This window comes from Bradyrhizobium sp. BRP20, assembly GCF_020194215.1.
GTDB lineage: Bacteria > Pseudomonadota > Alphaproteobacteria > Rhizobiales > Xanthobacteraceae > Bradyrhizobium > Bradyrhizobium yuanmingense.
This window is the reverse complement of sequence record NZ_JADYVY010000034.1, coordinates 1-25,685: the sequence shown is the minus strand read 5'-3', so window position 1 is coordinate 25,685 and position 25,685 is coordinate 1. Positions and strand designations below refer to the sequence as shown.

Here is a 25,685-nt window from a genome sequence, read left to right as displayed (position 1 = left end):
GTCAAGCCTCCTGGCGGCCGGCAGTTGCGAACAGGGTGACAACATCGCGCGGGGTCCTGAGGCTGGCGATGTCCTTGTCGGTAAAGCTGAAAACGGGGATGCCCGTCTCCTCGCAGAGCGACGTCATGAGCAGCACCAGATTGAGCGACGTCAGCCCGTATCCATCGGAAAGATTTGCATCGAGGGCGATCCGATCGACGTCGACATCAAGTAGTTCTGCGAGATTTCTTTTGACGGTGGACTGAAGATTGCTCATATCAAGCCCCTTGACGCTTGGGTGATTTCATTCGCAAATCGAGCCAGAATGGCCCTGCGCTTTGGTTTGTATTGCGAGGTCAGCAGCCCGTTTTCGATGCTAAACGGCTCGTCCACGATGAGGAACGTGCCGATCCGCTCATCCGGCCGGCTCGTGTCGTTGAGATCGGCAATATGACGCTTGATGACGTCGCGCGCCGCCTCGCCGTGCGGCGCGCAAAGGATCGCCGAAAGGCGATCCTCTCCTGAACCGAGAACGATGCAGTTCTCGACCTCGGGACAGGTCCGAAGCTTTTCCTCGATCGGCCGGACCAGGACGTTGCGCCCATTGGTGAGCACGACGATATCGTCGGCTCGGCCCAGAATGTAGAGAAACCCGTCCTCGTCGAAGCGGCCGAGATCGCCGGTGCGTACCGAGCCGTCCGGCTGGAAGATGCGCTCCGAGTCACCAGGCGCGCAGAACAGGTAGCTCGTATTCACCGGGAAAGCGCTGTGCACGACGACAATGCCCTCTTCATCGATCGAGACACGTTTGCCGTCGATCGGTTTGCCGACGCTGCCGCGTCGATGGGCACCTGGCGCATTCTTGGTGACGATGCAGGTCTCGTTCATGCCATAGCCTTCAAAGATCGGCGTGCCGCAATCCTCGAAGAAGCGCAACATGTCCGGGCTGGCCGGCGCAGAGCCGGTCCAGAGATAACGGATCCGAGATCCCATGGCCTCGACTGCGGCGCGGCGGAGCGCCGCCGGATCGTCGCTCTCGACCCGCGCTGCGATCGCTTTGCGCAGCGTCTCGAAGAAGGCGGGAACACCCATCACGACCGTCGGCGCCTCGCGCGACAGCGCGTAGTACGCCAATTCGTAAGTCGACAGCACGACATCATGCCCGTAGACGAGCGCGGAATAGACCCAATAGCGCTGCTGCAGCAGCGACAGCGGCAAGAAAACAAAAATCTTGTCTTCAGACGAATGATTGAACAGCGCCTGTGTCGCAGTAATCGAGCTGTCGATGCTGCCGACCGTGGCCGCCAAGCCCTTAGGCTCACCAGTGCTCCCAGACGTGAATTTGATCGTCGTCACGTCACTAGGCGCAAAGGCGACGGGAGGGAGGTCGAGATCCTCCGGCAGCGCTTCCAGCGTGGCAAGCAGGTTGTCCATCGGCAGAATGCAAGATGCGTCCGACGCTTCATCGCTGAAGACGATGCGCAGCGCGTATCGCTCGGCGAGTGCGGCCGCCGCCGGGAATTTCCCCGCCTCGAAAGCGGCGGTGACTGCCTTAAGCTTCAGCGCGGCCAAGTCGAGCAGCAGCCATTCGAGCCGGTTCCTGGCCACGATGCCGATCCGATCCCCGGCGGAAATACCAAGGCGCTGGAGATAGACAGCCATCTTCCGAGCAAGCCGGTCGAGTTCGGATAGCGACAGTACGGTTCGCCCGCCCGGGCCATAGATGGCGATCGACTTTGCGGCCGAGGGCCGACCATTCGCGACCCGGTTGATGATCTGTTCCATGTCACGAGGTCTTCACGTGCGATTGCGCTTGGTCGAGGTGGCTTGCCATCTTACGCGGCGTGTCGAGGCGCGGCAGTTTGGCGATCGGCACGGAGATACCGAATTCCTTGCGTATGCGGGCGAGGAGCCGGACACCCGACAGCGACGTGCCGCCCAGTTGGTAGAATCCACTGACTGGATCAATCGCGTCACAACGCAATATATCGGACCAGATCTGGATGATCTTCGCTTCGAGTTCGGTTGGCGGGGCCGGAGCGGCTTCAGTGGCCGTGTCCGGCGCGTCCGGCATCGCAGTCTGGGCAAGGAAGGCTCGGTCGACCTTGCCGTTTCCGGTCAACGCCAAGCGCTCTAGCCAAACAAATTGGCGCGGCACCATGTACTCGGGCAGTGCCGCTTCGAGCGCTGCAGTCAAAGTGCATTCGGCTACCGTGGTCCCGTCGCCGGTTTCGACGAGACAGGCGACGAGGCGCGGACCGTCTCGCGTGCTGCGGCCAACCACGGCGGCGGCGGCGATACCCGGCTGATTGATCAGCACGGCTTCGATCTCCGCCGGGTCGATGCGATAGCCATTGAGCTTGATCTGGAAATCGACCCGGCCAAGGATTTCGATGTTTCCGTCCGGACGATAGCGGGCGCTGTCGCCCGTACGATAGAGCCGTTCGCGCAGCGGCTCGTGGTCAAAGAAGGCGGCGGCGGTCAGGGCCGGATTACCCAAATAGCCGTTAGCGAGCCCCTCGCCGGCGGCATGGAGTTCGCCCGGCACCCAGTCGGGACATTCGCGGCGCTGCGCATCGAGGATATAGGCACGGTTATTGGCGTTCGGCTTGCCGTACGGTATCGGTCCGTCGATCGAGCCGGGGTGGTCGATCGGGTAAAGAATGTTCCATACCGTCGTCTCCGTCGGGCCGCCCAGGCTGACTATCCGAACATCTGGCTGGAGTGCCGCGATCCGCCCCGGCAGCGTCGCCGGAATGCGGTCTCCGCTCATGAGCGCGAAGCGCAGCGTCTGTGGCAGCGCCCGGCCGGACGCAACGGCCTCATCTACCAGCAAACCAACGATCGCCGGCACCGAATTCCACACTGTGACGCCGGCCCGCGCGGCCAGGTCGAGCCAATGTCCCGGATCCGCCGCGCGCGCCGCGTCGGGGATGACCAGCGCAGCACCGACCGAGAGCGCACCGAATATGTCGAAAACGGACAGGTCGAAGCTGCAGCTGCTGACCGCGAAGAAGCGGTCCTTGGCACAAATCTCGAAGCGCTTTGTCGTATCGGCGACCAGATTGATCAGGTTGCGCCGAGTGACCATCACGCCCTTCGGCACGCCGGTCGAGCCGGAGGTATAAAGAACATAGGCAAGATCGCCTTGTGCCGAATCGACCGGAGCGAGATCCTCGGGCCGCGTATCCGCTTCCGTGTGCTGAGCTCGCTCCTGGAAGGCGCCATCGACGGTCAAGCTCACCGTGCCCTCGCAGACTTGCATCGCGGTATCCTGCACCAGCGAGCACCGTATTGGCCCGTTCGACAGCAGAGCCTCGAGCCGCGCCGCTGGAAGCCCCGCCTCAATCGGCACATAGGCGGCGCCGGCGAGGCCTACACCGAGGATCGCGACGATCTGCTCCCACCCTTTGTGCATCACGACGCCGACCAGGTCGTCGCGGCCGATGCGGTTGCCTTTGAGCCAGCGCGCTACCGCGCATGCACCGGCACGCAATTCGCCATAGCTCAGGCGCCTCGTGCCGCAATCGATCGCCAGGGCGTCTGGTGCTGCGGCGGCATGCTGCAGAAAGCGGTCATAGGGCTGCCCGGGAGGAATTGCGACGGCCGTGTCGTTGGCTGCCCGGCGTTGAGCGAACTGGTCCTGCGGCAGGAGCCCCTGATCGATGCGGCACCACGCCGCGTCACCGGCGGCGAGCGCGACGAGAAGCCGCTCATAGCCCTCGGTCAGAGCGGTGACCAGCCCTGCCGGAAACAGCGCGTCCACCGAATCCATCTGGATAACGAGAGCGCCGTCACTCTCCAGTGCGAAGGCATTGAGCCAAACTTGCGGTGTCTGGCTTACCGAATAGACTTCGCGCCCCCAGGCGGCGATCGCCGAACCGTCCGGCACAGCTCCGAGTGTGCTATTGAAGGTGAACGGCATAGGCACTGCCTGACCGGTGCAGGCACGCTGGCCGATTTCCCGCATGACGTCGAGACCGGAGAATTGACGATGATCCAGTCCCTCGCGCAGGCGGGTCTGGATTGCGACGGCGCGCTCTGCGAAATCGGCTCGGACATCGATCTCGATCGGCAGCAGCATGCAATCGGTGAAATTGCCGATGACGCGGTCGATATCGGGATGGATCGGTAGGCGGTTCGCCAGGGTGATGTTGAGCGTAAAGCGCTCGCCGGCGCCCCAAAGCGACAAGACCTCTGCATAGGCGGCAACAAGCACGGCATTCGGTGTCAGCGTGCGGCGGACCGCCTGCGCCTTGAGCGCGGACCAGCGCTCCGGCTCGATACGGAATCCATGACGAACCGAGACCGGCGCGCTTATTGCCGCCGGGTTGCCGCACAACGGCAGCTGCGGATGGGGCGGAATCTTTTCCAGCTGGCTTAGCCAGTAATTGCGCGCACGCATATATTCCGGTGCGGCGTGCGACGCCGCGAGCGCGCGAACGTAGTCGAAAAACGATACTTGCAAGGCGTCACGCAAGCCCGGCCGGTCCGTCGCGACATAGGCCCGGCGCCAATCCTCGAAGAACAGGAATGCGCTGCTGCCATCAATGACGAGCCCGTCATGACTGACATGAAGGATCATATTGGCTTCGCCCAGGATTGTCAGCCGTACTTCGATGAGCGGCGAGCGGTTGGCCGGCAACACCTGCTGGGCCATTTCAGCCCGCGTACGATCCCGCATTGCTTGCTGGTCGGCACCCTTCAGGCCGCGCAGATCCGCCACAGCGATCCGCACCGGCTGACACTCGGCGGCACTATCTTCGACCTGCGCCGCATCGTCGGCGAAGCGGGTGCGCAGCATGCCGTGCCGCTCGACGACCTCGGCCAGGGCCGCTTCGAGCCGAGCGGCATCAAACACGCCTTCAATCTCGCGGTAGACATGGGAGGACACGCCACCCATCGAGAAGTGATCCTGGCGACCATAGTAATAGCTTGCCTGCATCGGTGTCAGAGCGATGCACCCGCCGTCGTCCCTCGCCACGGCCCGCAAATGCTCGATCAGCTCGGATTTGGCGCTGCGGATCAGTCCAATCAGCGCCGGGTCAATCGCTGATCGAGGCCCCTCGAGGCGCAGGTTCGAGCCGTTGCGCAACAAGACGAGGCCGCGCTCAGCGACAACTCTCAGAATGCTCTCGGCACTCATATTACGATTCCTTCTTGCTGACAGGCGGCGCGCCGCGCGATCGCCAGAGCGAAGAGTGTGTCGACCGTCTCTGCCTTCAGAATATCGCCGACAGAAAGCTCGATGCCCCAGTTGGTCTGCAGCTTGTATTGCAACGTCATCGCGCCGAGCGAGGTGAGGCCAAGATCACCCGGCGCCTGTGACCGGATTGGTGCATCAGGGGCGAGGTGCAGGATCGCTCGGAGAGTCGCTTCAAATTCCGTCCGTATGACCGCTTCCGGATCGGATGGCGGCAGGTCTTGTATCTCGATTTGTATCTGAGGCTGCCTCAGCATGACCGGGCGCTCCTAACGAGTTGTCCGGCGTCGTCAGACGATGCCGCTCCGGGAACAGCGAAGAAACACGCCGTGGCAAGCGCAATTTTGGTGCCGGGCCGCAGCAGCATCACCCGATCCGACCAATGCGACGTGGCGTCATCGGTGCCGATCGCCTCGGCCAGCTTGCCGGCGAAGCGCGGCATCACCGGGGTGGCGCATTGAGCGAGCAACCGGACTGTTGCCAGCTCGAGCGCGATAACGGTGCGCCACTCGTCATAGGCGTCGGAATTGCCGGACAGGCACTGGTGCGTCGTCGTGAAATGGATCACGTCATCAACCAATCCATTGAGCTCGCGCATCACGCCATTGAGCGAAAAGCCGTCAGCGCCATAATGTACCGCGATCGCGTCGAGCCTCGTCTGCAACCGCGCGAGGAAAGCGCTCTGTATGGGTGACCAGACGCCCGCATCCGGAGCATGGCCGCCGAAGTGCGAGGCGATACGACCGCCCAGCCCGTTCAGCCAGGTTTGCCATCGCCCGATCAATGTCCCAGAGATGACGGCCTGGCAGCTCTTCAGCTCGAAATTGGTTCGCTCCGTTTCGCCGCGCGTCAGGGCGAGATAATAGCGCACTGCATCGACCGTCTCCGGCGACAGAATATCCTTGCCCCAAATCGCATGCCGCCGGCTGGTCGAAAACTTCTTGGCATCGAGCAGGTAGAACTCGTTGACGTTATATTCGATGTCGCAAGACCAATCCGGATAAGCGAGAGCGTATAGCACCGGATACAGGATCGTGTGGTAAAAGCTGTTGTCGTAACCGAAGAAGTGGACGATCTTCCAGTTGCGCTGCGGCGCGTCCGCCGACCACTCTTGGCCGTAGCGGCGGCCAAGCTCAGCAATGCCATGCAGGAATCCATAAGCCATTTCTGGCCAGACCCAGATGACTTGGCGTCCTTCGACCGGTTCTACCGGCGGCACTCCCCACTCGGCTGGGTGGGTGACGGGCAAATGGATTTCCCCCCGCGCAAAGACGCGCCGGGCGAGATCCTGGAGCCGCGGCGAAACCTTACCGGTCCGGTGATGAGCCATCACGGTGTCGCGGAAATCATGCAGCGGCAGAGAGTAGCGTTCAGCCGTCCCGCGCGCTGGTGCCGCCACGGAAAGCTTGGATTTGGCGTTGACAATATCGACGCAGAGATTGGGCTCGCCGCATTCCTCGCAGATGTTACCGCCGGTCGGCGCCGAGCAACTCGGGCACAGTCCGCCGATATCGACCTCATAGAGATACGTCTGGGTCGCTCCATCGAAGAGCGCCCGATCCTTCCGCCGCTGCACCGCGCCGGAGCCGACCAGACGCGAAAAGAAATTTTGCAGCCCTCCCCGGTAGGTCGGGTCCGTTCCGGTAACGGTGAATTGGTCGACCATGATGTCCATGAGAGAAAGCGTCGCGCGAATCTCCGCGGCATAGTGTGCGGCGACGCGCAGAGGTTCGGTGTTTTCCTCGTTGGCGCGGGCGACCACGTAGCTTTGGAAATCGTCGCTGCCGGTGAGGTGATAGGCTGCGACCCCGTTCATGCGTTGGAAGCGGACGAAGACGTCGGCGCCGAGATAGGGGCCGGAGAGATGTCCCAGATGAAGATCGCCGTTTGGTGTGGGCGGCGTCGAAAAGACGAAGACAGGCCGACCGGCAAAGCGTTCCTTGCCGGTATTCTTGGCCGCTTCGGCCGCGCGGACTGGATCGCGGCCATACAGATCCAAGAATTCCAGCGGCACGCTACCCGGATTTCGCAGCGTGTGCGTTTCAAAGGGCTCGAATACCGCCACCGAGCCCGGACCGACGCCATGGATGACGTTGTCGACGACCACTTCGCCCTTGCCCTTGAGTATGACGAATGCCTCGGCTTCGTCATGCTGGTGCGGTGTTGTCTCGCCCCCCGGTAAGACACGCCCGAAACTTGCGGCACCGCCTGGGCCGGCAAGCCCACCAACCGGCGCCATCTCGATGCCGAACGCAGCAGAGTAGGCGCTTTCGTCCAAGGTTATGATTTTCATAGCGTGCGTTCCTTGGGCCAAGTGATCAGTTGTCGAGCAGCCGCAACGTCTCGGCAGCGATGGCCGGTGCGAGACGGTAGCCGGATCCGTTTGCAGCGCCGGCGAAAATGATCCGGCCGCTTGCGCCGACCGTGGCGACAATTGGTTCCCGACTCGGGCTATACGCGTCGCAGAACACACGGCCGGACCGCAATTTCTCGACCAGCTCCGGTGCGTAACGTCGAAGCACCTTCTGCGCCTCATCGAGATTCTGTCGATTCACACCAGGCTGCGGCGCGTCCGGATCGACATCCCAATCGAGGCACGTATAACTAAAAAGCCAATGGCCACGATACTGCAGCGGCAGCAGGAAAGCATCCTCCTCCGGGAACACGACTGCAGCGTCTGCCTTGTCCGCCGGAGCATCCAGATGGAGGGCGATGATTTTCTTGATCCGGATGCCGAGCGGCGCGACCAGCGCACGCCATGCCGGTGCATTCACCCGCGGGCCCGGCGCCAGGATCAATCGGTCCGCCCTCAACGTCTCGCCGGTCGAGAGCACCAGTACGGCGGCGCCTGTCTCCTCCTGGATACTTGCGACGGCGACGCCCTCAAGCAGCGAGATCATGGACCGGAAATCACGGACAAGGCGACCTGCCAGGGTCGCGACATCGGTGTAGTGGCAACCTGGGACCGACCAGACAGAAGCGCCGACCGGTTGGCCCATCGCCGCCCGTCGACAGGCTGGCGATGTTTCGATCGGCCCCGCCTTGATGAAATTGCGCCATGCCGCCTCCGCAGCTGTGCCGAAGGCAACCGCATGCATTGCTACTGGATAGATCGGCAGGCTGGGATCGCGGGCTGCGAGCGCTTGATAGTAGCGCTCGCTCATTTCGGTCATGGCGCGTACGCGCTCCGTCCGGCCAACCGGAAAATGCAGCCCAGCAGAACGCCGTGATGCGCCTGAGCCGACCAAGTCCCGGTCGATCGCGATGATCTCCGCGCCAGGTCGCTCGGCCAAGATCTGTCGAACGATGACGGAACCGATAATCCCCGCGCCCGCAACGACGACCCGTTCGCGCATGGCCGCCCCCTCACACCGCACGGTGCTGGCGCTCGGACCAAGCATTGATCGGCTGCCAGGTCATAAAGGACCGCTTCTGGGCTGCGCGCGTGCAGCCTGCCCCGCTCAGCACCGCCTCAATCACGCATTGGCTGCGCCAAGCGATCAGGCTGAGATTGGGCTCAGCCAACCCGCGTTGCCGCCGCGCGGCGTTCAGCATGAAGATGCGTCGATTGGTCGGACCGTCCCAGACCGCCGCAAAATTGGCGTCGATGCGAACCTCAACGTCTTCGTATTCAAGGCGCGACACGAGCGGATCGAGAAATGGCATGCGGGCGCCGCGGAAGCCGGTCGCCCATATGACGGTGTCGGCGTAGACAGGCTCCTCTTCCGATTTGGTCGCATCGTGGGTCACGGCCAGCCCCCATTGCCGCCCGTCGTGCCATACCTGCTCGACCGTTCGGCCCGGCATCAGCACGGACACATTGTCGCAATCCTCGATAAAGCGGAGCACGTAAAGCCGCTGATAGATTTCCCGGAGTGTCTTTTCCGAGATGCCATCGCTCGCCAGAACATTCCGTTCGAGGAACGCTCTCTTGAAATCGCGGCATCCTGACCGAAAAAGTACTCGGAAAAGCTCGGCATGAAATAGTCGTTGACGAAAGGAGAATCGTCCAATGGCAGGAAATTCTCGCGGCGCGATATCCAGATTACCTGCTTCGGCAGCAGGTCGCGCTCGCTGGTGATGACGTCGAGAAACGCTTCGGCGCCGGACTGACCACCTCCGACGATAGCGACGCGCTTAGCCTTGAGCGACTTAGCCTTGGCGCCATATTCGCTGACATGGAATTGCGTTGGGCCGATATGGCACCGGGCGAAGCTGGGAATATGGGCCTCTGTGCCGACGCCGACGGCAATGTTCTCGGCTCGGATACAGCGCCTCTCCGTTTCTACGACAAAGTGCCCGTCGAATCGGATCTGCGTGACCTCTTCACCGAAATGGACGTTCTCGTTCGAATCGCTCGCCCATTTCAGATAGTTCCGGAACTCACGCCGCGGCACCGATTCGAATCGAGCGTTGAGAAAGTGATGAATCTTACCCTCAGCATGCAGGTAAGAAATAAACGAGAAAGGATTTGTCGGGTCTGAGAGCGTTACCAAATCCTTGAACAGCGAGACTTGCAGCGTCGCACCAGGGAAATACATCCCGTCATGCCACGCGAATTCCGGCTTTCGATCGAAGAAGGCGCTGAGCACGCCCTTATACGGATAGAGAAGCGAGGCAAGACTTAAGTTCGACGGTCCGACGCCGATCCCGACACACTGATAGATCATGGCACTCTCTCGATGATAAGAGCCAAATCCCGTTATGAACTTGTGGTTTGACGAATAGCGCGCACCGGTCGGATGCAACCGCGGCCGGTGATCCGAACACTTCGTGGTTGCCGTCGATATCAATGGCTGTCGACGCCCTCGCAATATCAATGGGAAATTCCAATGTCTTCCTCCCTCGATGTATTTCGCTAGGTACGCAAGCCTCAACGGGGCAATCTACCGACGTGCCCGCAACACCGCACAAATTCAAAAATCGGCGTCTAAGATTTCCACGAACTTGATACTACTCTTAGTTTCTTCGTCTAACAATATCCTACTTTCAGTTGTTATGAAAGTATCCGATGATCGGAATCGTAATTTGGCGCTGAACGTTTTACGGGAGAGCTGACATGTTTGATGACAGGCAAATGAAAGTCGTAATCAATCATGGAGAGCAGTATTCGATTTGGCCGGTTGACCGGGACAATCCGCTTGGCTGGCGGGATGCGGGTAAGGTTGGCTCGAAGGAGGAGTGCCTTGCCTATGTCGAGCAAGTCTGGACTGACATGCGCCCGCTGAGCCTCAGGCAGCACATGGCGCAGCTGACGGATCAGGAAGCTTCGGCTGATAAGAAGCACTGAGAGAAATCTTCGTGCAGGCCTTATGGCGTAGTCTGTGACCAATCAATAACCGATTGATCGGGTCCTTATTTTTGTAGTTTTGAAGCAATCATCGCCGCAAGAAAGCGGGGATCGCGCGCGGTCTCATGGGCGAAGGCGAAACCAAGACGACGCCTGGCTTCCGACCTTTCGAATGGGATGCGCAAATTTCATTCACGGTAGCGCGTAGAATGTGGTAATACAATCTCTGGGTGAACGGCGAGATTGTTATCCCGGCGAGGAACAATGTTTGGACTCGCTCGGAGATCGCTGAACACCCGGAAGACCGCGCATCTTTGACACGCTGGTAACAACCCGAAGTGCGCGGGAGATCAAGGAGAGAGCCTCTCCGGGAGCATATTGTTTTTAGTGTTCTGGCCGGGTCGATGCTCAGAGCAGAAAGGCAAGCGCGCTTTGGTTCGATCATCGCCCATCCTTGGCGAGGCTTCGGCAGCGGCCGAGCCAACCGATATCATCCGTCCGGCGATTTGGTGCTCGGGCGGGATGACGGATTTGCTAGCGCCACGCCCTTTGAGGATTTCGACGATCTCGACATCGACCTGCCGACAGTTGATATCCGCTTTCAGCAGAGAGCGTCGGCAAGAACAGAACATTCCGAACAAGCTTGCCACCACCAGCACGCCACCATCGCGATCTTATCGGTGGAACGGATCATGGCGTGCATCGGAAAGCCAAAAGATAGCAAACGATTCCAAGGACTCGAGATCCTTTTTTGGATCGACGCTAAGGACCGACATGGGTCCACCGGTGTTTTAGGCACAACTAGGAGACAGCGCGTGGCGCTACCGTAATTGACCCAATCCAACCGAACGTAGGGAGGCTTCTATGACGCAGACAAACCAAGACCAATCAAACGAGCCACTGTACAGGCAGCTGCAGTTGATCCACGAAAGATATTTCCGGGATGTGGCTGATGCCTGGGCGGACTCACAAAGCCGGTGTCGCAGCATCCAGACCGAATTCGAACGCGGGGTCGAAAAGGCCTATCAGAGCCAACAGCCAGAGCAGTTCCGCGCCGCGCAAGAGGAATATCAACAGAAGGTACAATCGCTTTACAGCAATCCGACCCTGCCGCAGCAATACGCCGAGGCGTATGACAGGTACAAGGCCGCATTGAAACAACTGATCGCCGAGAGCGACATCAACGACCTGGGTTTTACGGATGTGAGAAATCTGGGCCAAAGCCTGCTTTCCGTTTCAGCGACGGCGATGAGCTTGGTGGGGCCGACTTCTTCTAGTGCGCCTGCTGCCAGCGATCCCTTCACACCCCCGGGCGGGGCACCTAGAGCAGCCGCTTGATGCACCGCCAGGGCGGATGACGTTGTGGGTACCTCGGCATGTCGCAAGAGAGTGCTGTTTTCACTGGGACGCTTGGCCTCTTGGCGGCCTTCATCGCCGCCGAGCGGTTGTCGCGTTCCCAGCGACTAGGCGTCATCGCACCATCGGGGGCGTACGCGCGCTTCGAGTCCTTGGTGCGGCAAATTTCGCTCCGCCGAGACCCAAGGGCTGAGGTGGGACAGATGGAGCACCTCGCCTCATTGGAAAACGCTGCCGGCGCGGAAGTATGGCACTTCGCGTCGAGTGGTGAATCCGTTTCCGGATCATTGCGCGAAACCTTTCAGCTTGCCCCCATCGGTGCGCTGAATGTGGTTATGACACCTTATTGCGGTGGCCAGCGTTGGCGCTGGATTCTGCCGCGAGGCGGGTCGGTCGTCTATAGCAATCCGGCGACGTTCGATTTCCCCGTGACGAGGACGTTCCGAACGACGCTCACGCTTGATATCGCCCCTCCCGACGACATCGCACAAGAAGGGATCCTTCATTTCCTGTCCACCCTATTCGACCTCAAGACGGAAGTCGATGAACGGGCTGATGATCTATTCGAATACCGAGGGCTCCGGTGCCTGATCGCGCCGACGGCCCGGGTCAATGTACTGAGAACTGAGCAAGCAGCAGCAATCATAATGGCGATTGTTGATCGGACCGAGGGCGGTAACTACGTCGTCGCGGGGGCGGAGAGCCTGTCGGCGGAGGATTTTCTCGAGCGGGTAGGTAACATTTACGGCGTAAGCCTACTGCCATTGGACGGCAAGGCACTGTTCTCTCAGCGGCTAACTGCCATCGACGCGCTGTTCGATCGACGGTTGATGAATTTCGCCGAACACCTGGGTCAGCCAGACTGCGAAGTGATCGAACATGCCTACAACGCCGCAGGTATGAGGTCTGTTCAACCTGGCCTGGATCCGGCCGAGTTCGATGATTTAGTGGAATTGGCGCATCAGGCGCAGTTGTCCGAACATAGCGCATTCGTTTCTCACGCATCGAAGCTGCCGGACATCCGAACGACGCATCGTGGCGGCCGAAAGCTTTCTTATAGTTCTACCAGCAGCGATGGCGAGGCGGTTGTGCTGCTCAATGCCCTGGGCCAGGGACCGAAGCCATGGTCTCGGCTGATAGCTCATCTGCGCCCGCGGTTTCGGGTACTGAGTTGGGATCCGCGCGGGCTCGATGAGTCAGAATCTCAGCTCTCGCTTCTCGATCATGTTGCCGATCTAGCGTCGATCATCGAGCGGGAGTCGGTGACTCGCGTCCATTTGGTCGGATGGTGCACTGGCCCTAAAATCGCGGCAGAATTCGCTCTACGTCACCCTGATCGGTTGCTCTCCATGACTTTCCTGAATATGCAGGTGAAGTGTCTCGAGAGCTCGCTCGATTTTGATACGCCGTATGAAACTGATTTTCAGGCCCTTTTCAACGAGCTTGAGCAAAGTCCGTCGACGGCCTCGTCGATAGCGGCTTCTCTCACGTCACGTGCGAGTGAGGCCGGCCCAGACCTGATGATAGAGACAGAAACCGAGGAGTCGGAGGCCGTTCTCCGCGCCATGAACCGTGACCTGAGAATGCCGGTTCTACGGCCGTTTCGCGACGCGAACACAACGATCAGATTTGCGCATCAGATGATCGACTTTTGGCACTACGATGTTAGCCAGGTCGCGGGCCAAATCGACGTTCCGATCTTGCTTTTCGCGTCGGAGTACGACCGTATCGCAGCGCCCAAAGCTTCGGAATGGGCGCGCGGGTTATTTCCCCGGGCTCGTCTGCTGCAGGCTCCGGGAGCGACGCATTACTTTCTCTATGATCGAGCTGACGTCGTGGCACGCATGATTGAATGGTTTGCCTCCGGTGATGGAGTGCCCGAACGTAGCGATGGACAGATGCTTTCGCTCGATCCGACATATGTGAGCAACTCAGCTGACACGGCCGGGTTGCTCCGGGCCGGTGAGTGAGCCGGGAAGACAAAGATCGGGTGCCTCGCCGGGCGGCGATGTCCCCAAATGACAGCGGCACGGGCTAGGTTCAGACGTCGGGATTTCCCGCAAAAGTGGAGGTGCAATGTTGTCCACGATCTCTCAGGCACCAGATCAATCGCACGGCTCCGCGTCCCAGTTCGTCAAGGATGGCGAGCGGCGTGCTCGTCCTTTGTCCTTTGCGCAATCCCGGTTGTGGATTCTCGACCGATTGCAACCGGGCAATCCCGCGTACAACATTGCGACGTCGGTCCCGCTGTATGGTCGGGTTGACGTAACGGTTCTCGAACGAACCATAAATGAAATCGTGCGACGGCACGAAGCCTTGAGGACGACATTCGAGGTGGTCGACGGACAACCCGCACAGGTCGTCAAGGCTTCCTTGAAGCTCAAGCTCGCCATCGTGGATCTGCGTTCGCGTTCCGGGGTGGCCCGGGAGGAGGATGTGAGCCGCTTCGTCTATGCGGAAAGCCGACGGCCGTTCGATCTTAGAACAGGCCCATTGCTATATGCTTCGCTGGTGCACCTTAATTCCAACCAGAGCTTTCTGATGCTGGTGATGCATCACATCGTCTCCGATGGTTGGTCGATGTCGGTGCTCAATCGGGAATTGACGACGATATATATGGCATTTTTGCGCAGGAGCCCCTCTCCATTGCCGGAACTAACGGTTCAATACCCGGACTTCGCGGTATGGCAGGCAGAGTGGTTCCGCGGCGAGCTTCTGCAAAAGCAGCTCGGTTACTGGCGCAAGCAGCTCAGCGGCCTGCGGCCTGTGCTCAATCTTCCCACCGATCGTCGCAGACCGCCCGTGCAGACCAGTAACGGGTCGGTCCGCGTCTTCACGCTGGACCAGAAACTGTGCGAAGCACTCAAGACGCTCGGCAACGCCAGCCGCGCCTCGCTGTTCATGACTCTGCTCGCCGCGCTCAAGGTGTTGCTCCACCGTTTGAGTGGTGAAACCGACATCGCCGTCGGATCGCCTATCGCCAACCGGACCCGTTCGGAGCTTGAAGGATTGATCGGCTTCTTTGTCAACACGTTGGTGTTGCGGACCGATCTCTCGGGCGATCCAACCTTTGTCGAGTTGCTTGTGCGCGAGCGTGACGTGGCGCTGGAAGCCTATGGCAATCAGGACATGCCGTTCGAGAAGTTGGTAGACGAACTTCAGCTCGACCGAGACTTGAGCCGCAATCCATTTTTCCAGATTCTGTTCGGGGTCCAAAACATCGGAACGCTAGACCGCAGCGCGGCTCCTATCCAGCCGTTGGGATCCCAGATTCAGGCTGGCTCGGTCGGCAACGGTACTGCCAAGTTCGATTTGACGATGTCGGTGCTTGATACCGGAGCCGGTGCACGAGGAGCTCTTGAATTTAACACCGACCTTTTCGACGAATCGACCGCCGAGATCATGATCGGGCGCTATATAGCGTTGCTGCACAGAATTGTGGAGAATCCTCACGAAACGCTGTCGCGCCTCTCCGTATGGATGCCCGACGAGGTCATCAAGACCGCGGATTCGGCCAACGCCCCGGAAACAGCGGCGGTGCCGACGGAAGTCCTGGGAGCGCGCATCGCCGCCCATGCGGCACGCTCACCGACAGCCCTTGCCACCATCGATCCCAGTGGTACGTGCACCTATTTCGAGCTGAACCAACGGGCGAACCGGATCGCGCGTACATCTTTCCTCCGGAAACTGAGCGCCGGCAGCACCGTCGCGATCGCTTCTAGGCCCGGATCGGGAGGGCTCGCGGTCATCTTGGGGATCTTGAAGGCGGGTCTGGTCTGGGCTCCGATCGATCCTGCCGACATCTTGGCATCAGGCGGAATCCCGCTGAACTCCAATCGGGCAGAGCGCATCCTGACGGCGCTTCGGCCGGCATTGGTGGTCGTAGACGAAGCTACCGAGCCGTGCTTCCGACAATTCGGAGTAGAGACGGTCCGGCTTGACGAAGTTTGGGCAGATTCGGCGACCCAACCGGACGATGAACTCACAACCTGCGTAACGCCCGACTCGCCCGCCGTGATGCTTGTCCAGGTTGACGGCACAGCCAAAATGACCACTGTGCGCCTCAGCCATCGGATGCTTAGCCGCGCCGGATGTGACCGTTTCCTTTGCCTTTCGCCGGAGGATCGCGTTGCGCATCTTTCCAATATCGGCTCCGACTGCGCGCGGTACGAAATCTTCGGTGCGCTGGCCGCCGGGGCGGCAATCGTATTTGTGCCGCCCGAATTGTCGTTTCGCTCGCGGCGCTTTGCAACACTGCTGCATGAGGCCTCCGTTACCGTCATGTCTCTCGCTCTGGCGGATTTGGAGCGGTTAGCCCGGGAATTTCCGCGGTCCTTGCGGAGCGTTCGGCTGGTGCTTTCTGCCGAGCGCGGGTTGGATTGGGGCCAACTTCAGGAAGCGCTCACGCCTGAGCTAATCGGACGGATTCATATGGTGTCGGGCGATCCGGCCGCGGGTGGCTTTTATTTGATACAACCACTGGCGCTGCTCAAGCCGCATGCCGCGGTCATTCCACTTGGAATTCCAGCTGCCGGCGTCCGAATCGACCTTCTAGGACGCGACCTCGAGCCCGTGCCGGGGCGAGTGCCTGGAGACATCTATGTACAAAATCCCGATTTGCCCCACCCCGAGCCAGGCTATCGGACGAGTGACTTCGCTCGGCTCGAGGACGGGCAGTTTGTCCTGCATGGGCATATGGACGATGCTCTGCTAACGGGAAATTCGAAGATCAGCTTTGTCGAGATCGAGGCTGCTCTTTGCGACCATCCGGCAGTGGAGGCAGCGGCCGTTGCGGCAAGAACCCGCCAGGGGTTGCATGACCGGGGGTTGGTCGCATTTCTAAAGCTGTCTCGGGATGTTCCCGTATCGGAGCTACAGAGCTTCTTGGCTGCGCGGATACCGGCGCGGCTGATACCCTCGACGTTCGAACTTAAGCGAAAGATTCCCTATAACGGCAAAGGCGGCATCGACCGGCGTGCGTTGGCAGAAATCGTCGCGCGCCTCGACGCCCCAATATCCGGCGTCGAAGAATATCTCGCGCCGCGCGACAATTTGGAAATTCACCTGACGCAGATCTGGATGGGCGTCCTCCACACGGACGTGGTCGGAATCCGCGACAATTTCTTTCGGCTTGGCGGCCATTCTTTGATCGCCACACAGATCATCGCGCGGATTAGCGATACTTTGCAGATCGAAGTACCACTCCAGCGCTTATTCGAAGCGCCGACGATCGAGCAACTGGCGGCAATTATCAAGCCGCTCGTTGGCTCAGATCCTCGGCCCCAAGTCTCCACGATCGCTCGAGTTCCTAGGGATCGGCCGATCCCGCTATCATTTGCGCAGCAGCGCCTATGGTTCTTGGATCAGTTCGATCCGGGGAGCGCCGTTTACAACATCGCGATGCCGGTGCGCTTCGCAGCGGTCGACGTGGCAGTGCTCGAAGGCGCCCTCAATGACCTCATTGTGCGCCACGAAACGCTGCGCACAACTTTTGACACGGTCGCGGACGAGCCAGTGCAAGTGATCGCTCCGTCTCTCAAAATCAAGATGCCCGTTCATGATCTTCGCAACATGCCCGAGGAGACCAGAAAACTCGAGTCACAACGTCTGACTACGCAGCAGATGCGGATGCCGTTCGACCTCAAGCACGGACCGGTCTTGCGGGCTGAACTCATACGTCTGCACAATAATGACAATCGATTCCTTCTAACCATCCACCACATAGCCGCGGATGGTTGGTCGATGGACATCATATCCCGAGAGCTTGTCGCATTTTACGAAGCCCGGCTTAGCCGGAGGTCTCCATCGTTGCCCGACCTTCCGATCCAGTATGCGGACTTCGCCTGCTGGCAGCGTCGATACTTGTCCGGCCCGGTGCTGCAGCGCGATGTCAACTACTGGAAAAACAAACTCGAAGGTGTACCTCCGCTGCTCGACTTGCCGGCGGACAGACCACGGCCGGCGATGCAAACCTTCACCGGAGGCTTGTACCCGTTCACCATACCCCCATCGCTCCTGAAGAGCGTCAAGAACTTCTCCGAGCAGGAGCAAGTAACCCTTTTTTCGACATTGCTGTCAGCGTTTTATGTTCTTCTCTATCGCTATACTGGCCGCGAAGACTTGGTGGTGGGGTCTCCGATTGCCAACCGGGTACGCCCCGAACTCGAAGGGTTGATTGGTTTTATGGCCAATACACTCGTGCTCCGCACCCAATTTTCGGCAAATTCCACTTTCCGCGCGCTCGTTTCCGAGGTGCGCGATGTGACGATGGAAGCCTTCGCGCACCAGGGTATTCCTTTCGAGAAGCTGGTCGAGGAGATCCAACCGGAGAGAAACCTCTCTTACAATCCGCTCTTCCAGGTCATGATTGCCTTGCAGAACACCGGCCGCCCCATGGAAACCGGCGGCGTGCTCGATGAGGATACGTCGACACTGAGCGCCGGTGTGGCCAAATTCGACCTGACCATGTTCCTGTCGGAAACGGCGAGCGACCTTTGTGCCGGAATCGAATACAATTCCGATCTATTCGACCTGTCGTCGGTTGTGCGCATTGCGGGACATTATGGTGCCTTGCTCGCCGCGGCGATGGACGAGCCGGACCGTCCGATATGGTCGCTGCCAATGCTTCTGCCGACCGAGACAACAGCTCTGGCGGACTGGAACGACACCGAGGACCCGATTCAACCGGAAATGTGCCATGTGCTGTTCGAGAGGCAGGCTGAGCTCTTGCCGGATACAGTTGCGCTTGTCGCAGGGAAGGAAAAAACCACCTACAAGGAACTCAACTGTCGCGCCAATGCTCTGGCGCACCGCCTGATTGGGCTTGGCGTCGGACCGGGCTCTCGCGTCGCTATTTGCGTCGATCGTGGTGTGGATATGATCGTCGCCCTTATCGCAACGCTAAAGGCTGGGGCGGCTTACGTTCCGATCGACCCTTCCTATCCGAAAGAGCGCATCGCCTTTATGGCGGCAGACGCGCGCGTCGCACTGGTGCTGACGCAGAGTGCGCGACGCAGTGAATTGTCGGGAGCGACTGGCGCGCTCCTAGCCATCGATGACCCTGAACCCGCTATGTTCCCTCACGACAATCCAGCCGTGCCCGTTTCTGCCGGCAGTCTCGCTTATGTCATCTATACATCCGGGTCGACGGGCAAGCCGAAAGGCGTAGCAATGCCGCATGGTCCACTCGCATCGCTGATCCGCTGGCAAATCGCCCGATCCGCGCTGCCGACGGCAGCGCCAACCTTACAATTCGCCTCCTTGAGTTTCGACGTCTCGTTTCAGGAAATATTCTCGACGTTGGACGCCGGCGGAACGCTCGTACTCATAACAGAGGAGCAGCGCAGGGACCCGCCCGCTCTATGGAAATTGCTGTATCAGGAAAATGTGCGTCGGCTCTTCCTTCCTTACGTCGCGCTCCAGCAACTGGCAGAGCACGCTCGACATGCCGCCGATCTTCCGCATTCGTTGACAGAGATTATAACGGCCGGCGAACAACTGCAGATCACACCGCAGATAGCTGCAATGATGACTCGGCTCGGCGCGGATCTGTATAATCAGTACGGACCTACCGAGTCTCATGTCGTTACCGAACTCAGGCTGGCCGGGGCGGCAAGCGACTGGCCGGCGCGCCCGTCGATTGGCCGGGTGATCCCCAATGTGGTGATCCAGATCCTTGACTCGCATGGACAGCTTTGCCCGATCGGTATTCCGGGCGAGCTTTGCATTGGCGGTTCTGCACTGGCGCACGGCTATCTGGAACGGCGCGCCCTGACGGCCGAGCGCTTCGTCCCGGATGGGCAAAGCACGAGAGGGGGACGATTGTATCGGACAGGCGACCGCGCGCGATTTTTGTCGAACGGAGAGCTTGAGTACCTCGGACGGGCGGACCAACAGGTCAAGATTCGTGGTTTTCGCGTTGAACTCGGCGAGATTGAAGTTGCTCTACGGACGCACCCGTCGGTCCGCGAAGCCGTTGTGGTTGCGCGCGAAAGTCGCGGGGAGCTTCGTCTGTTCGGCTACATTCAGGCCGATCCGGAATCGCCCGCGTCAACCGAGGACCTCCGGGCGCATCTTCGAGCCATATTGCCCGAACAAATGATTCCGGCGACCTATGTCGTTGTGGGATCACTGCCGCTTACGCCGAGTGGCAAGCTTAGCCGAAGCAACCTGCCCGACCCGCAAGGGGAAGCGTCCCATTCCGTCACCGGCGCAGTCCCGAGGACGCCCGTGGAAATTGCGCTGGCGCGCATGTGGAGTGAGATCCTTCAGGTGCCGAGCGTTGGCATTAAAGATAATTTCTTTGAGCTCGGGGGGCATTCATTGTTGGCCACTCGCGTCATTTCTCGGATCAGGGATGAGTTTGGGGCCGAACTGCCCGTCCGCCTTATGTTCGATAATCCCACGGTCCAAGCGCTGGCACTGGCGACCGTCGAATCCATGCTGGAGAAACGGGGGGACGATCAAATCGATCGCCTGCTCGCGGAGCTTGAGCAAATGCCAGAGGAGGCCGCCCACAGCCTCACTTGAAGATCGCCGTCCCGCGAACCGGGCCCGCCTGCAAGATTTGCTTCTAACACTCCTGTATCCAAACCAGGCAATTGAACGAGGAGAATCCGGTGAACAGGCAAGAGAACCAGGACGGCCAATTCCAGGTCGTCGTCAACGGCGAGGAACAGTATTCAATCTGGCCGCTCGGGCGCGAAGTGCCGTCCGGCTGGCAGCTCGCCCCGAAAACGGGCAGCAAGGAGGAATGTCTGACCTACGTTGAGCAAGTTTGGGGCGATATGCGGCCCGCAAGCCTCCGCGGCGAACGCTCGCCAGAGCGATGATTTCTGCGAGCCCTGGTCGCCGTCCGTCGGTCGCCCACGCAAGCCATCAACGTCGTTGCCAGCTAATTCCACTGGAATTGCCTACGGTTCGGATAGGAACGCACGCGAAAATTCGCTTGATTTTCTGGTCGCGGGAGACCGCTACCGCCTTTCTCCACACGAACCAAACCTACTTCGCCCGAGGCAGTTTGTGGGTGCCTCAACCGGGCTCATCCCGCGAGCTGTTCGGGGAAACCGCGCCCTCGTTACCGGTCGGAACCCAGGGCTTAACCGGCCAAAAATGGGCATCCTCGCATGCCGCCGCGCAATCTTCCGCCGGACTCTGGGTCTAGCAGCACAATGCCCTTCGAAACGCGAAAGGAGGCTTGGTGATCCCCGTTCGCTCGGCCATCACTTTACCCGCAATTGCTCCTGATGCGCCTTCGCCAGGTCGTGCATGCTGTTGAACCGGAAGTCGACGTGCGGCATCTGGTCAGGATTCATGGTGGCCCCGAAGCCCTGCTGGGCGTGACGACGATAGATCCAGCACGACTTCAAGCCGTGCTCGTTTGCCGGCTTATGGTCGTGGAACATGCTCTCGGCCGTGTGCAGGATCTTCTCCTTCCTAACGCCGATCTCGCCCAGCTTTTCGATCATGTAGTCGAAGTTTCGGGGCGATGGCTTGTAGGATCCGATGTCCTCGGCGGTGTAGATCGCATCGAACTCCGCCTGGAGCCTGCGGTTGCTCGCCTGGAACGTCACGTTGTCCACATTGGAAAGGATGACGAGCTTGAAATACTTCTTCAGATACTGGAGCGCGCCCGGGGAGTCCTCGAACGCCGGCCAATTTCCGACGGACTGGCCATACTCGACGCAATCTTCGTGTGTCGCGTGCACGCCCCATTCCTCGGCGAGGCGCTTGTAGACGATCGGCAGCAGATCCCGATATCGCTTCGCCGGGGTGTACTTCTGCTGGCTTGATTCATGGCGCGCATGCGCTTCCAGAATCTGGTCGCGTGTGAGCGGACGCTTCACCCTATCCGTAAGGCTCTTCAGAGCCTCGACCATCCCGCTCTCCCAATCGATCAAGGTGCCGTAGCAGTCGAAGGTCAGCGCGTCGAAATCGGTGAGCAACATGTCGATGTCTCCTCTTTGCTTGTACCAGTATGGGTGGCACGGATGGCAGGGTCGCCGCGTCGACGCGGTCGGGTCCGCAGAACCGATCGGATTTCGGCTTCGGGACGGCACCATCTGCCGCTATCCCCGACATCATCCACATCCTCGACGAAATCCCGAAGACGATCTCCAAAAAGCCGATCCAGCGCGCCTGCATCGAGTAGCTGCGTGGGTGCTGGGCGGCTAGACTGAAGCCCGAGTCTACGCTCTTGACCAATCAGGTTTCAGGTGTGGCCTCCGCCGATGACCAACTTCACGAGCAAGCCACGCCCGCATATCAGGGAACGAGCAAGCGGCTCCCTGGCCGTCTCGTGATCCCGCTGGATGACAATAACCACGCGCGGCTATCGTGGCCTCGAACTTTCACTTTCACTTCACGACGAAGCCGTGAGCATAGGGATCGCGATCGTCGATGAAGATCGTGTTGATGCCGGTCATGCGGGCCCAGCCGGCAATCGAGGGGACGATCGAATCCCGGTTGGCGACCTTGACGGCGGCCTCGACTCGTCCCTTGAATAGCGAGCCGATGATCGATTCATGCACGAACTCGTCGCCGACCTTCAGCTTGCCTTTGGCAGCGAGCTGCGCCATCCGCGCCGAGCTGCCGGTACCGCATGGCGACCGGTCGATGGCCTTTTCGCCGTAGAAGACGGCGTTACGCCCATGCGCCTCCGGCTTCGTCGGCTTGCCCGTCCACTGAATATGGCTGAGGCCCTTGATCTCCGGATGCTCGGGGTGGACGAAGAAGTCGTACTTCCGGTTGAGCGCTGCGCGTAGGCGCGGCGACCAGCCCACCAGTTCCCCCGCCGTATGATCGGCCATGTCGCGGAAGTTTCTTTGCGGCTCGACGATGGCATAGAAATTGCCGCCATAGGCGACGTCGACGACGACTTCGCCGAGACCATCGACCTCAGCCGTCAATCCCTCAGCGTAGAGAAAGCCCGGAACGTTGGTGAGGCGCACCTCCTCGACAAAGCGGCCTTCCTGGCGGTAGGTGATATCGACCTTGCCGGCCGGCGCGTCGATCGAGAGCTTTCCGGGTTCGCGCGGTGTGATGAGGCCATTCTCGATGCCCATCGTGACAGTTCCGATAGTGCCGTCACCGCACATCGGCAGACAGCCGGATGTCTCGATGAACAGCACCGCAAGATCACAATCGGGGCGCGTCGGCGGATAGAGGATCGAGCCAGACATCATGTCGTGACCACGCGGTTCGAACATCAGGCCGGTGCGGATCCAGTCATAGACGCGCAGAAAGTGGGCGCGCTTTTCAAGCATGCTCGCGCCGTCCAGACGCGGCCCCCCACCGGAGACCAGACGAACCGGGTTGCCGCAGGTATGCCCGTCGATGCAGGAGAAGGTATGGGTGGCCATGGTCAGAATCTCCGAAGCGAGAAAGGAGAAAGGTCGATGGCGGGCATTCGCCCCGCGACCAGGTCGGCGACAGCCGAGCGGTGCCCGGCCGACTGCGTCAGGCCGAGATGGCCGGGACCGAAAGCGTAGATGATGCGCGGTGTCGCTCGAGAGCGACCGATCACCGGGAGGCTGTCGGGCATGGACGGACGAAATCCCATCCATTCGACGCCGCCGCCGGTCTTCAAACCCGGAAGGAAGGCGCTGGCCTTGGTGAGCATGGCGCGGGAGCGCGCGAAGTTCGGTGGCAGCGAAAGGCCACCAAGCTCGACTGCGCCACCAACGCGGATGCCGGTGGAGAGGCGCGTGACGACGAAGCCGTGCCCGCCGAATGTAATCTGCCTGCGCAGGTCGAAAGCATCGATCGGAAGTGTCGTGTTATATCCTCGCTCGGTCTCAAGCGGGAGCGTTCGCTCATGGTGTGGGCGATCTTATGCGAGAAGGCCCCTGCCGCCACGATCACGTGATCGGCGCGGCGCGCGACGCCGGCTAACACCTCGACACCGTTATCGAGCGGGTGCAGAGCAGACACCTCGGCGCGTTCAATGATGCCGCCATCGGCAGTGAAGCGCTCGGCAAGAGCTAACGTGTAAAGCTTCGGATCGGAGATCGAGTACCAGCCCGAAGTGAACGTGCCGCGGGTAAAGCGCGGGGCAATGCCGGGCTGGATGTCCGCCATCTCCGCTGCCGTCATGTGCTGGAATGCAATTCCGTGATCGGCGCGCGCCTGCCACCCGGGCAGCGATGCGCGGAATTCGGACTCGCTCTCATAGACCTGCAAATTGCCTTCCTTGCGCAGCATGGCGAACGTGCCGGTCCGCTGCAGAAAGGGCTCGAGTTCGGCTTTTGACAAGTCCATCAGCGATCTCTGCGCCGCCGTCGATTGCGCCACACGATCCGGCGCGCAAGCGCGCCAGAAGCGGAGCATCCATGGCACGATCCGCAGCGCATAGGCTGGCGGGACCGACAGCGGCCCAAGGGGGTTGAGCAGCCATTTTGGCGCCTTGCGCAGAATGCCGGGCGAGGCGAGCGGCAAGATGTCCGTAAAGGCAAAGTCGTCCGCGTTGCCGGCGGATGCCCCCACAGCCGGACCTTCCCGGTCCAGCACGACGACCCGGCGCCCCTCGGCCTGTAGAGCCAGCGCAGCAGACAGGCCGACGGCGCCTGCGCCGATCACGATCGTGTCGCGAACTGCCGTGCTGGACATCGTCTGCTCACTCAGCTCCCGCTGAACGGCTTTTCGTATTTGTCGTCAGGCCGCTTGCTTTTGCGAGGCGCCGAGCTCTTTCGACCACTGAGCATACCAGGTATCGAACAGTTTCAGCTGAGCCTCGACATAGCCGCGCTGGCTGTCGGTCAGCGCATCGGCCTCGTTGAAGTGAAGCTTGTATCCGGGACTACCCTTCAGCACCATCAGATGGTTGAAGTATGGAAGCGTTCGTCATTGGGATGCGGCTGAGCTTGCGCGCCATGCTCTTCATCGAACTCTGTCCTCGGACCCCACGCTCCGAAGCCACGGTTTACGCGGTGACGAGGAGTAACATCGCGGAACCGCGCAGTAACAACCATGGTCGCGCCGTTCACCGATTTGCTGTTGCTTCGAACGGCCGGCTACAATGGAGAAGCAATGGAATTATTCTTGCCAGCGAAGACCTCGCCTGGCTTGTTGGTATTTCTGTTGGCATCGGCAGCAACCAACGCCAAGAATTACCCTGAATTCAAACAGTTATGGCATTGAGCGGTTGTCGGCCAGGCGAAAGCCTCCAAGCTGTCACGAGTCATGGGAATGCGGCCGAGCTTCGCTAGATGTCCCTCGAGCAGCGCCACGGCCTCGGCCGCCACGCGATGGATGTCCATGCCAATGATGCGCATCTCTCCCTCCATGGTCAGTGCGAAAGGGAGCTGCGGGCAACACGACAATTACGGATCCGCGCTCGCAGCGCATCCGGGCTAGTCGCAGGGGCGGCCAGATAACGACCTCGAACTCGCAGTTCATGTCAGTGCGACGGCCTGCCCGCACTTGCGTGCTCCCGGTGCCCCGAGGCCCGGATCGGTCTACGCTAATGGGCTAGATCGAGTCTGGAAACACGGGACACCGGCTACATCATGCCGGACAACGCGTTCATCGAGGCCTTCAACGGCCGCTTCCGGGCCGAATGCCTCAACGTCCACTGGTTCCTGTCTCTTGCGGACGCCCAGCAAAAAGTGGAGACTTGGCGCAGATACTACAATGAAGAACGGCCCCATGGCGCGATCGGCAATCGACCGCCGATTTTACTGCAAAACCACGTCGGCGCATCCAGCCCGCCAACGTGATCACGGCGAAAAACTCTAGCACTACTTTGGCAGATTTGGTTTGTGCTGTGGTTTTTCACGGATTCGTCTTCTGCAGTGCGGGCCTCGCTGCGATGGCGGCCGAAGAATGAGATCGACGATGGCGTGGCGTACGGCGGGCATG

The 25,685-nt window shown here is 60.3% G+C and carries 17 protein-coding genes and 4 pseudogenes; 9 read left to right on the top strand and 12 right to left on the bottom strand.

All coding sequences use genetic code 11. The features are described 5' to 3' along the window. Position 1: 1 nt before the first annotated feature. The 7 genes and pseudogenes from I6F33_RS36590 to I6F33_RS36560 form a co-directional block, all read right to left on the bottom strand. Positions 2–256 carry an acyl carrier protein gene (locus tag I6F33_RS36590; protein ID WP_225143534.1) on the bottom strand — a complete coding sequence of 85 codons (255 nt, stop codon included), beginning with the start codon at positions 254–256 and terminating at the stop codon, positions 2–4. After that, positions 253–1,764, bottom strand: coding sequence for an AMP-binding protein (locus tag I6F33_RS36585; protein WP_225143535.1), 1,512 nt, complete (start codon positions 1,762–1,764; stop codon positions 253–255). The genes I6F33_RS36590 and I6F33_RS36585 overlap by 4 nt, the downstream gene beginning before the upstream one ends. Before the next feature lies 1 nt (position 1,765). Then, positions 1,766–5,125, bottom strand: coding sequence for a non-ribosomal peptide synthetase (locus I6F33_RS36580; RefSeq protein ID WP_225143536.1), 3,360 nt, complete (start codon positions 5,123–5,125; stop codon positions 1,766–1,768). Further along, positions 5,122–5,439 carry an acyl carrier protein gene (locus I6F33_RS36575; RefSeq protein WP_225143538.1) on the bottom strand — a complete coding sequence of 106 codons (318 nt, stop codon included), beginning with the start codon at positions 5,437–5,439 and terminating at the stop codon, positions 5,122–5,124. The genes I6F33_RS36580 and I6F33_RS36575 overlap by 4 nt, the downstream gene beginning before the upstream one ends. Beyond that, positions 5,433–7,475 (bottom strand): class I tRNA ligase family protein, encoded by a 2,043-nt coding sequence (locus tag I6F33_RS36570; protein WP_225145697.1) that lies wholly within the window; start codon positions 7,473–7,475, stop codon positions 5,433–5,435. Before I6F33_RS36570 ends, I6F33_RS36575 begins: the two co-directional genes overlap by 7 nt. A gap of 25 nt (positions 7,476–7,500) precedes the next feature. Then, positions 7,501–8,538, bottom strand: a complete 1,038-nt coding sequence (locus I6F33_RS36565; protein WP_225145696.1) for an FAD-binding oxidoreductase — start codon at positions 8,536–8,538, stop codon at positions 7,501–7,503. Positions 8,539–8,548: 10 nt separating this feature from the next. Beyond that, positions 8,549–9,852 (bottom strand): annotated as a pseudogene (locus I6F33_RS36560) (lysine N(6)-hydroxylase/L-ornithine N(5)-oxygenase family protein). 389 nt (positions 9,853–10,241) lie between these two features. Between I6F33_RS36560 and I6F33_RS36555 the strand changes: the two are divergent. The 6 genes from I6F33_RS36555 (at position 10,242) to I6F33_RS36530 (ending at position 20,659) form a co-directional block, all read left to right on the top strand. Then, entirely contained in the window at positions 10,242–10,472 is a 231-nt protein-coding gene (locus I6F33_RS36555) for an MbtH family NRPS accessory protein (protein ID WP_225143554.1), read from the top strand. 404 nt (positions 10,473–10,876) lie between these two features. After that, the gene (locus I6F33_RS36550; RefSeq protein WP_225143556.1) at positions 10,877–11,302 is read left to right on the top strand and encodes a hypothetical protein; all 426 of its coding nucleotides are present in this window, start codon (positions 10,877–10,879) and stop codon (positions 11,300–11,302) included. 34 nt (positions 11,303–11,336) lie between these two features. Continuing rightward, positions 11,337–11,810, top strand: a complete 474-nt coding sequence (locus tag I6F33_RS36545; RefSeq protein WP_225143558.1) for a hypothetical protein — start codon at positions 11,337–11,339, stop codon at positions 11,808–11,810. Positions 11,811–12,031: 221 nt separating this feature from the next. Then, the gene (locus tag I6F33_RS36540; RefSeq protein WP_225143560.1) at positions 12,032–13,798 is read left to right on the top strand and encodes an alpha/beta fold hydrolase; all 1,767 of its coding nucleotides are present in this window, start codon (positions 12,032–12,034) and stop codon (positions 13,796–13,798) included. Between the two features lie 106 nt (positions 13,799–13,904). Beyond that, entirely contained in the window at positions 13,905–20,357 is a 6,453-nt protein-coding gene (locus I6F33_RS36535; RefSeq protein ID WP_225145695.1) for a non-ribosomal peptide synthetase, read from the top strand. A gap of 89 nt (positions 20,358–20,446) precedes the next feature. Continuing rightward, positions 20,447–20,659, top strand: a complete 213-nt coding sequence (locus I6F33_RS36530; protein ID WP_225143574.1) for an MbtH family NRPS accessory protein — start codon at positions 20,447–20,449, stop codon at positions 20,657–20,659. 390 nt (positions 20,660–21,049) lie between these two features. Here the strand turns inward: I6F33_RS36530 and I6F33_RS36525 are convergent, their stop codons facing one another. After that, positions 21,050–21,775 (bottom strand): haloacid dehalogenase type II, encoded by a 726-nt coding sequence (locus tag I6F33_RS36525; protein WP_225143577.1) that lies wholly within the window; start codon positions 21,773–21,775, stop codon positions 21,050–21,052. Between the two features lie 29 nt (positions 21,776–21,804). Between I6F33_RS36525 and I6F33_RS36520 the strand changes: the two genes are divergently transcribed. Beyond that, positions 21,805–21,978 (top strand): hypothetical protein, encoded by a 174-nt coding sequence (locus I6F33_RS36520; protein WP_225143579.1) that lies wholly within the window; start codon positions 21,805–21,807, stop codon positions 21,976–21,978. Positions 21,979–22,183: 205 nt separating this feature from the next. Here I6F33_RS36520 and I6F33_RS36515 read toward each other — a convergent pair whose 3' ends face one another. From I6F33_RS36515 to I6F33_RS36505, 3 genes and pseudogenes are all read right to left on the bottom strand, one after another. Continuing rightward, positions 22,184–23,188: a 4-hydroxyproline epimerase gene (locus I6F33_RS36515; protein ID WP_225143581.1), complete on the bottom strand. Its 1,005-nt coding sequence runs from the start codon at positions 23,186–23,188 to the stop codon at positions 22,184–22,186. A 2-nt stretch (positions 23,189–23,190) separates the two neighbouring features. Further along, positions 23,191–24,434 (bottom strand): annotated as a pseudogene (locus I6F33_RS36510) (NAD(P)/FAD-dependent oxidoreductase). A gap of 45 nt (positions 24,435–24,479) precedes the next feature. Beyond that, positions 24,480–24,656: pseudogene (locus I6F33_RS36505) on the bottom strand (dihydrodipicolinate synthase family protein); the annotation flags it as partial. On the opposite strand from I6F33_RS36505, the gene I6F33_RS36500 reads away from it, so the two are divergent. Further along, entirely contained in the window at positions 24,656–24,943 is a 288-nt protein-coding gene (locus tag I6F33_RS36500) for a hypothetical protein (RefSeq protein ID WP_225143583.1), read from the top strand. The pseudogene I6F33_RS36505 and the gene I6F33_RS36500 sit on opposite strands and share 1 nt — an antisense overlap. Here the strand turns inward: I6F33_RS36500 and I6F33_RS36495 are convergent. After that, a complete protein-coding gene (locus I6F33_RS36495; protein WP_225143604.1) occupies positions 24,935–25,099 on the bottom strand; it encodes a hypothetical protein in 165 nt (54 codons plus the stop codon). The genes I6F33_RS36500 and I6F33_RS36495 overlap by 9 nt on opposite strands. Before the next feature lie 240 nt (positions 25,100–25,339). Between I6F33_RS36495 and I6F33_RS36490 the strand changes: the two are divergent. Continuing rightward, positions 25,340–25,543, top strand: a pseudogene (locus I6F33_RS36490) (transposase); the annotation flags it as partial. Positions 25,544–25,685 lie beyond the last annotated feature (142 nt).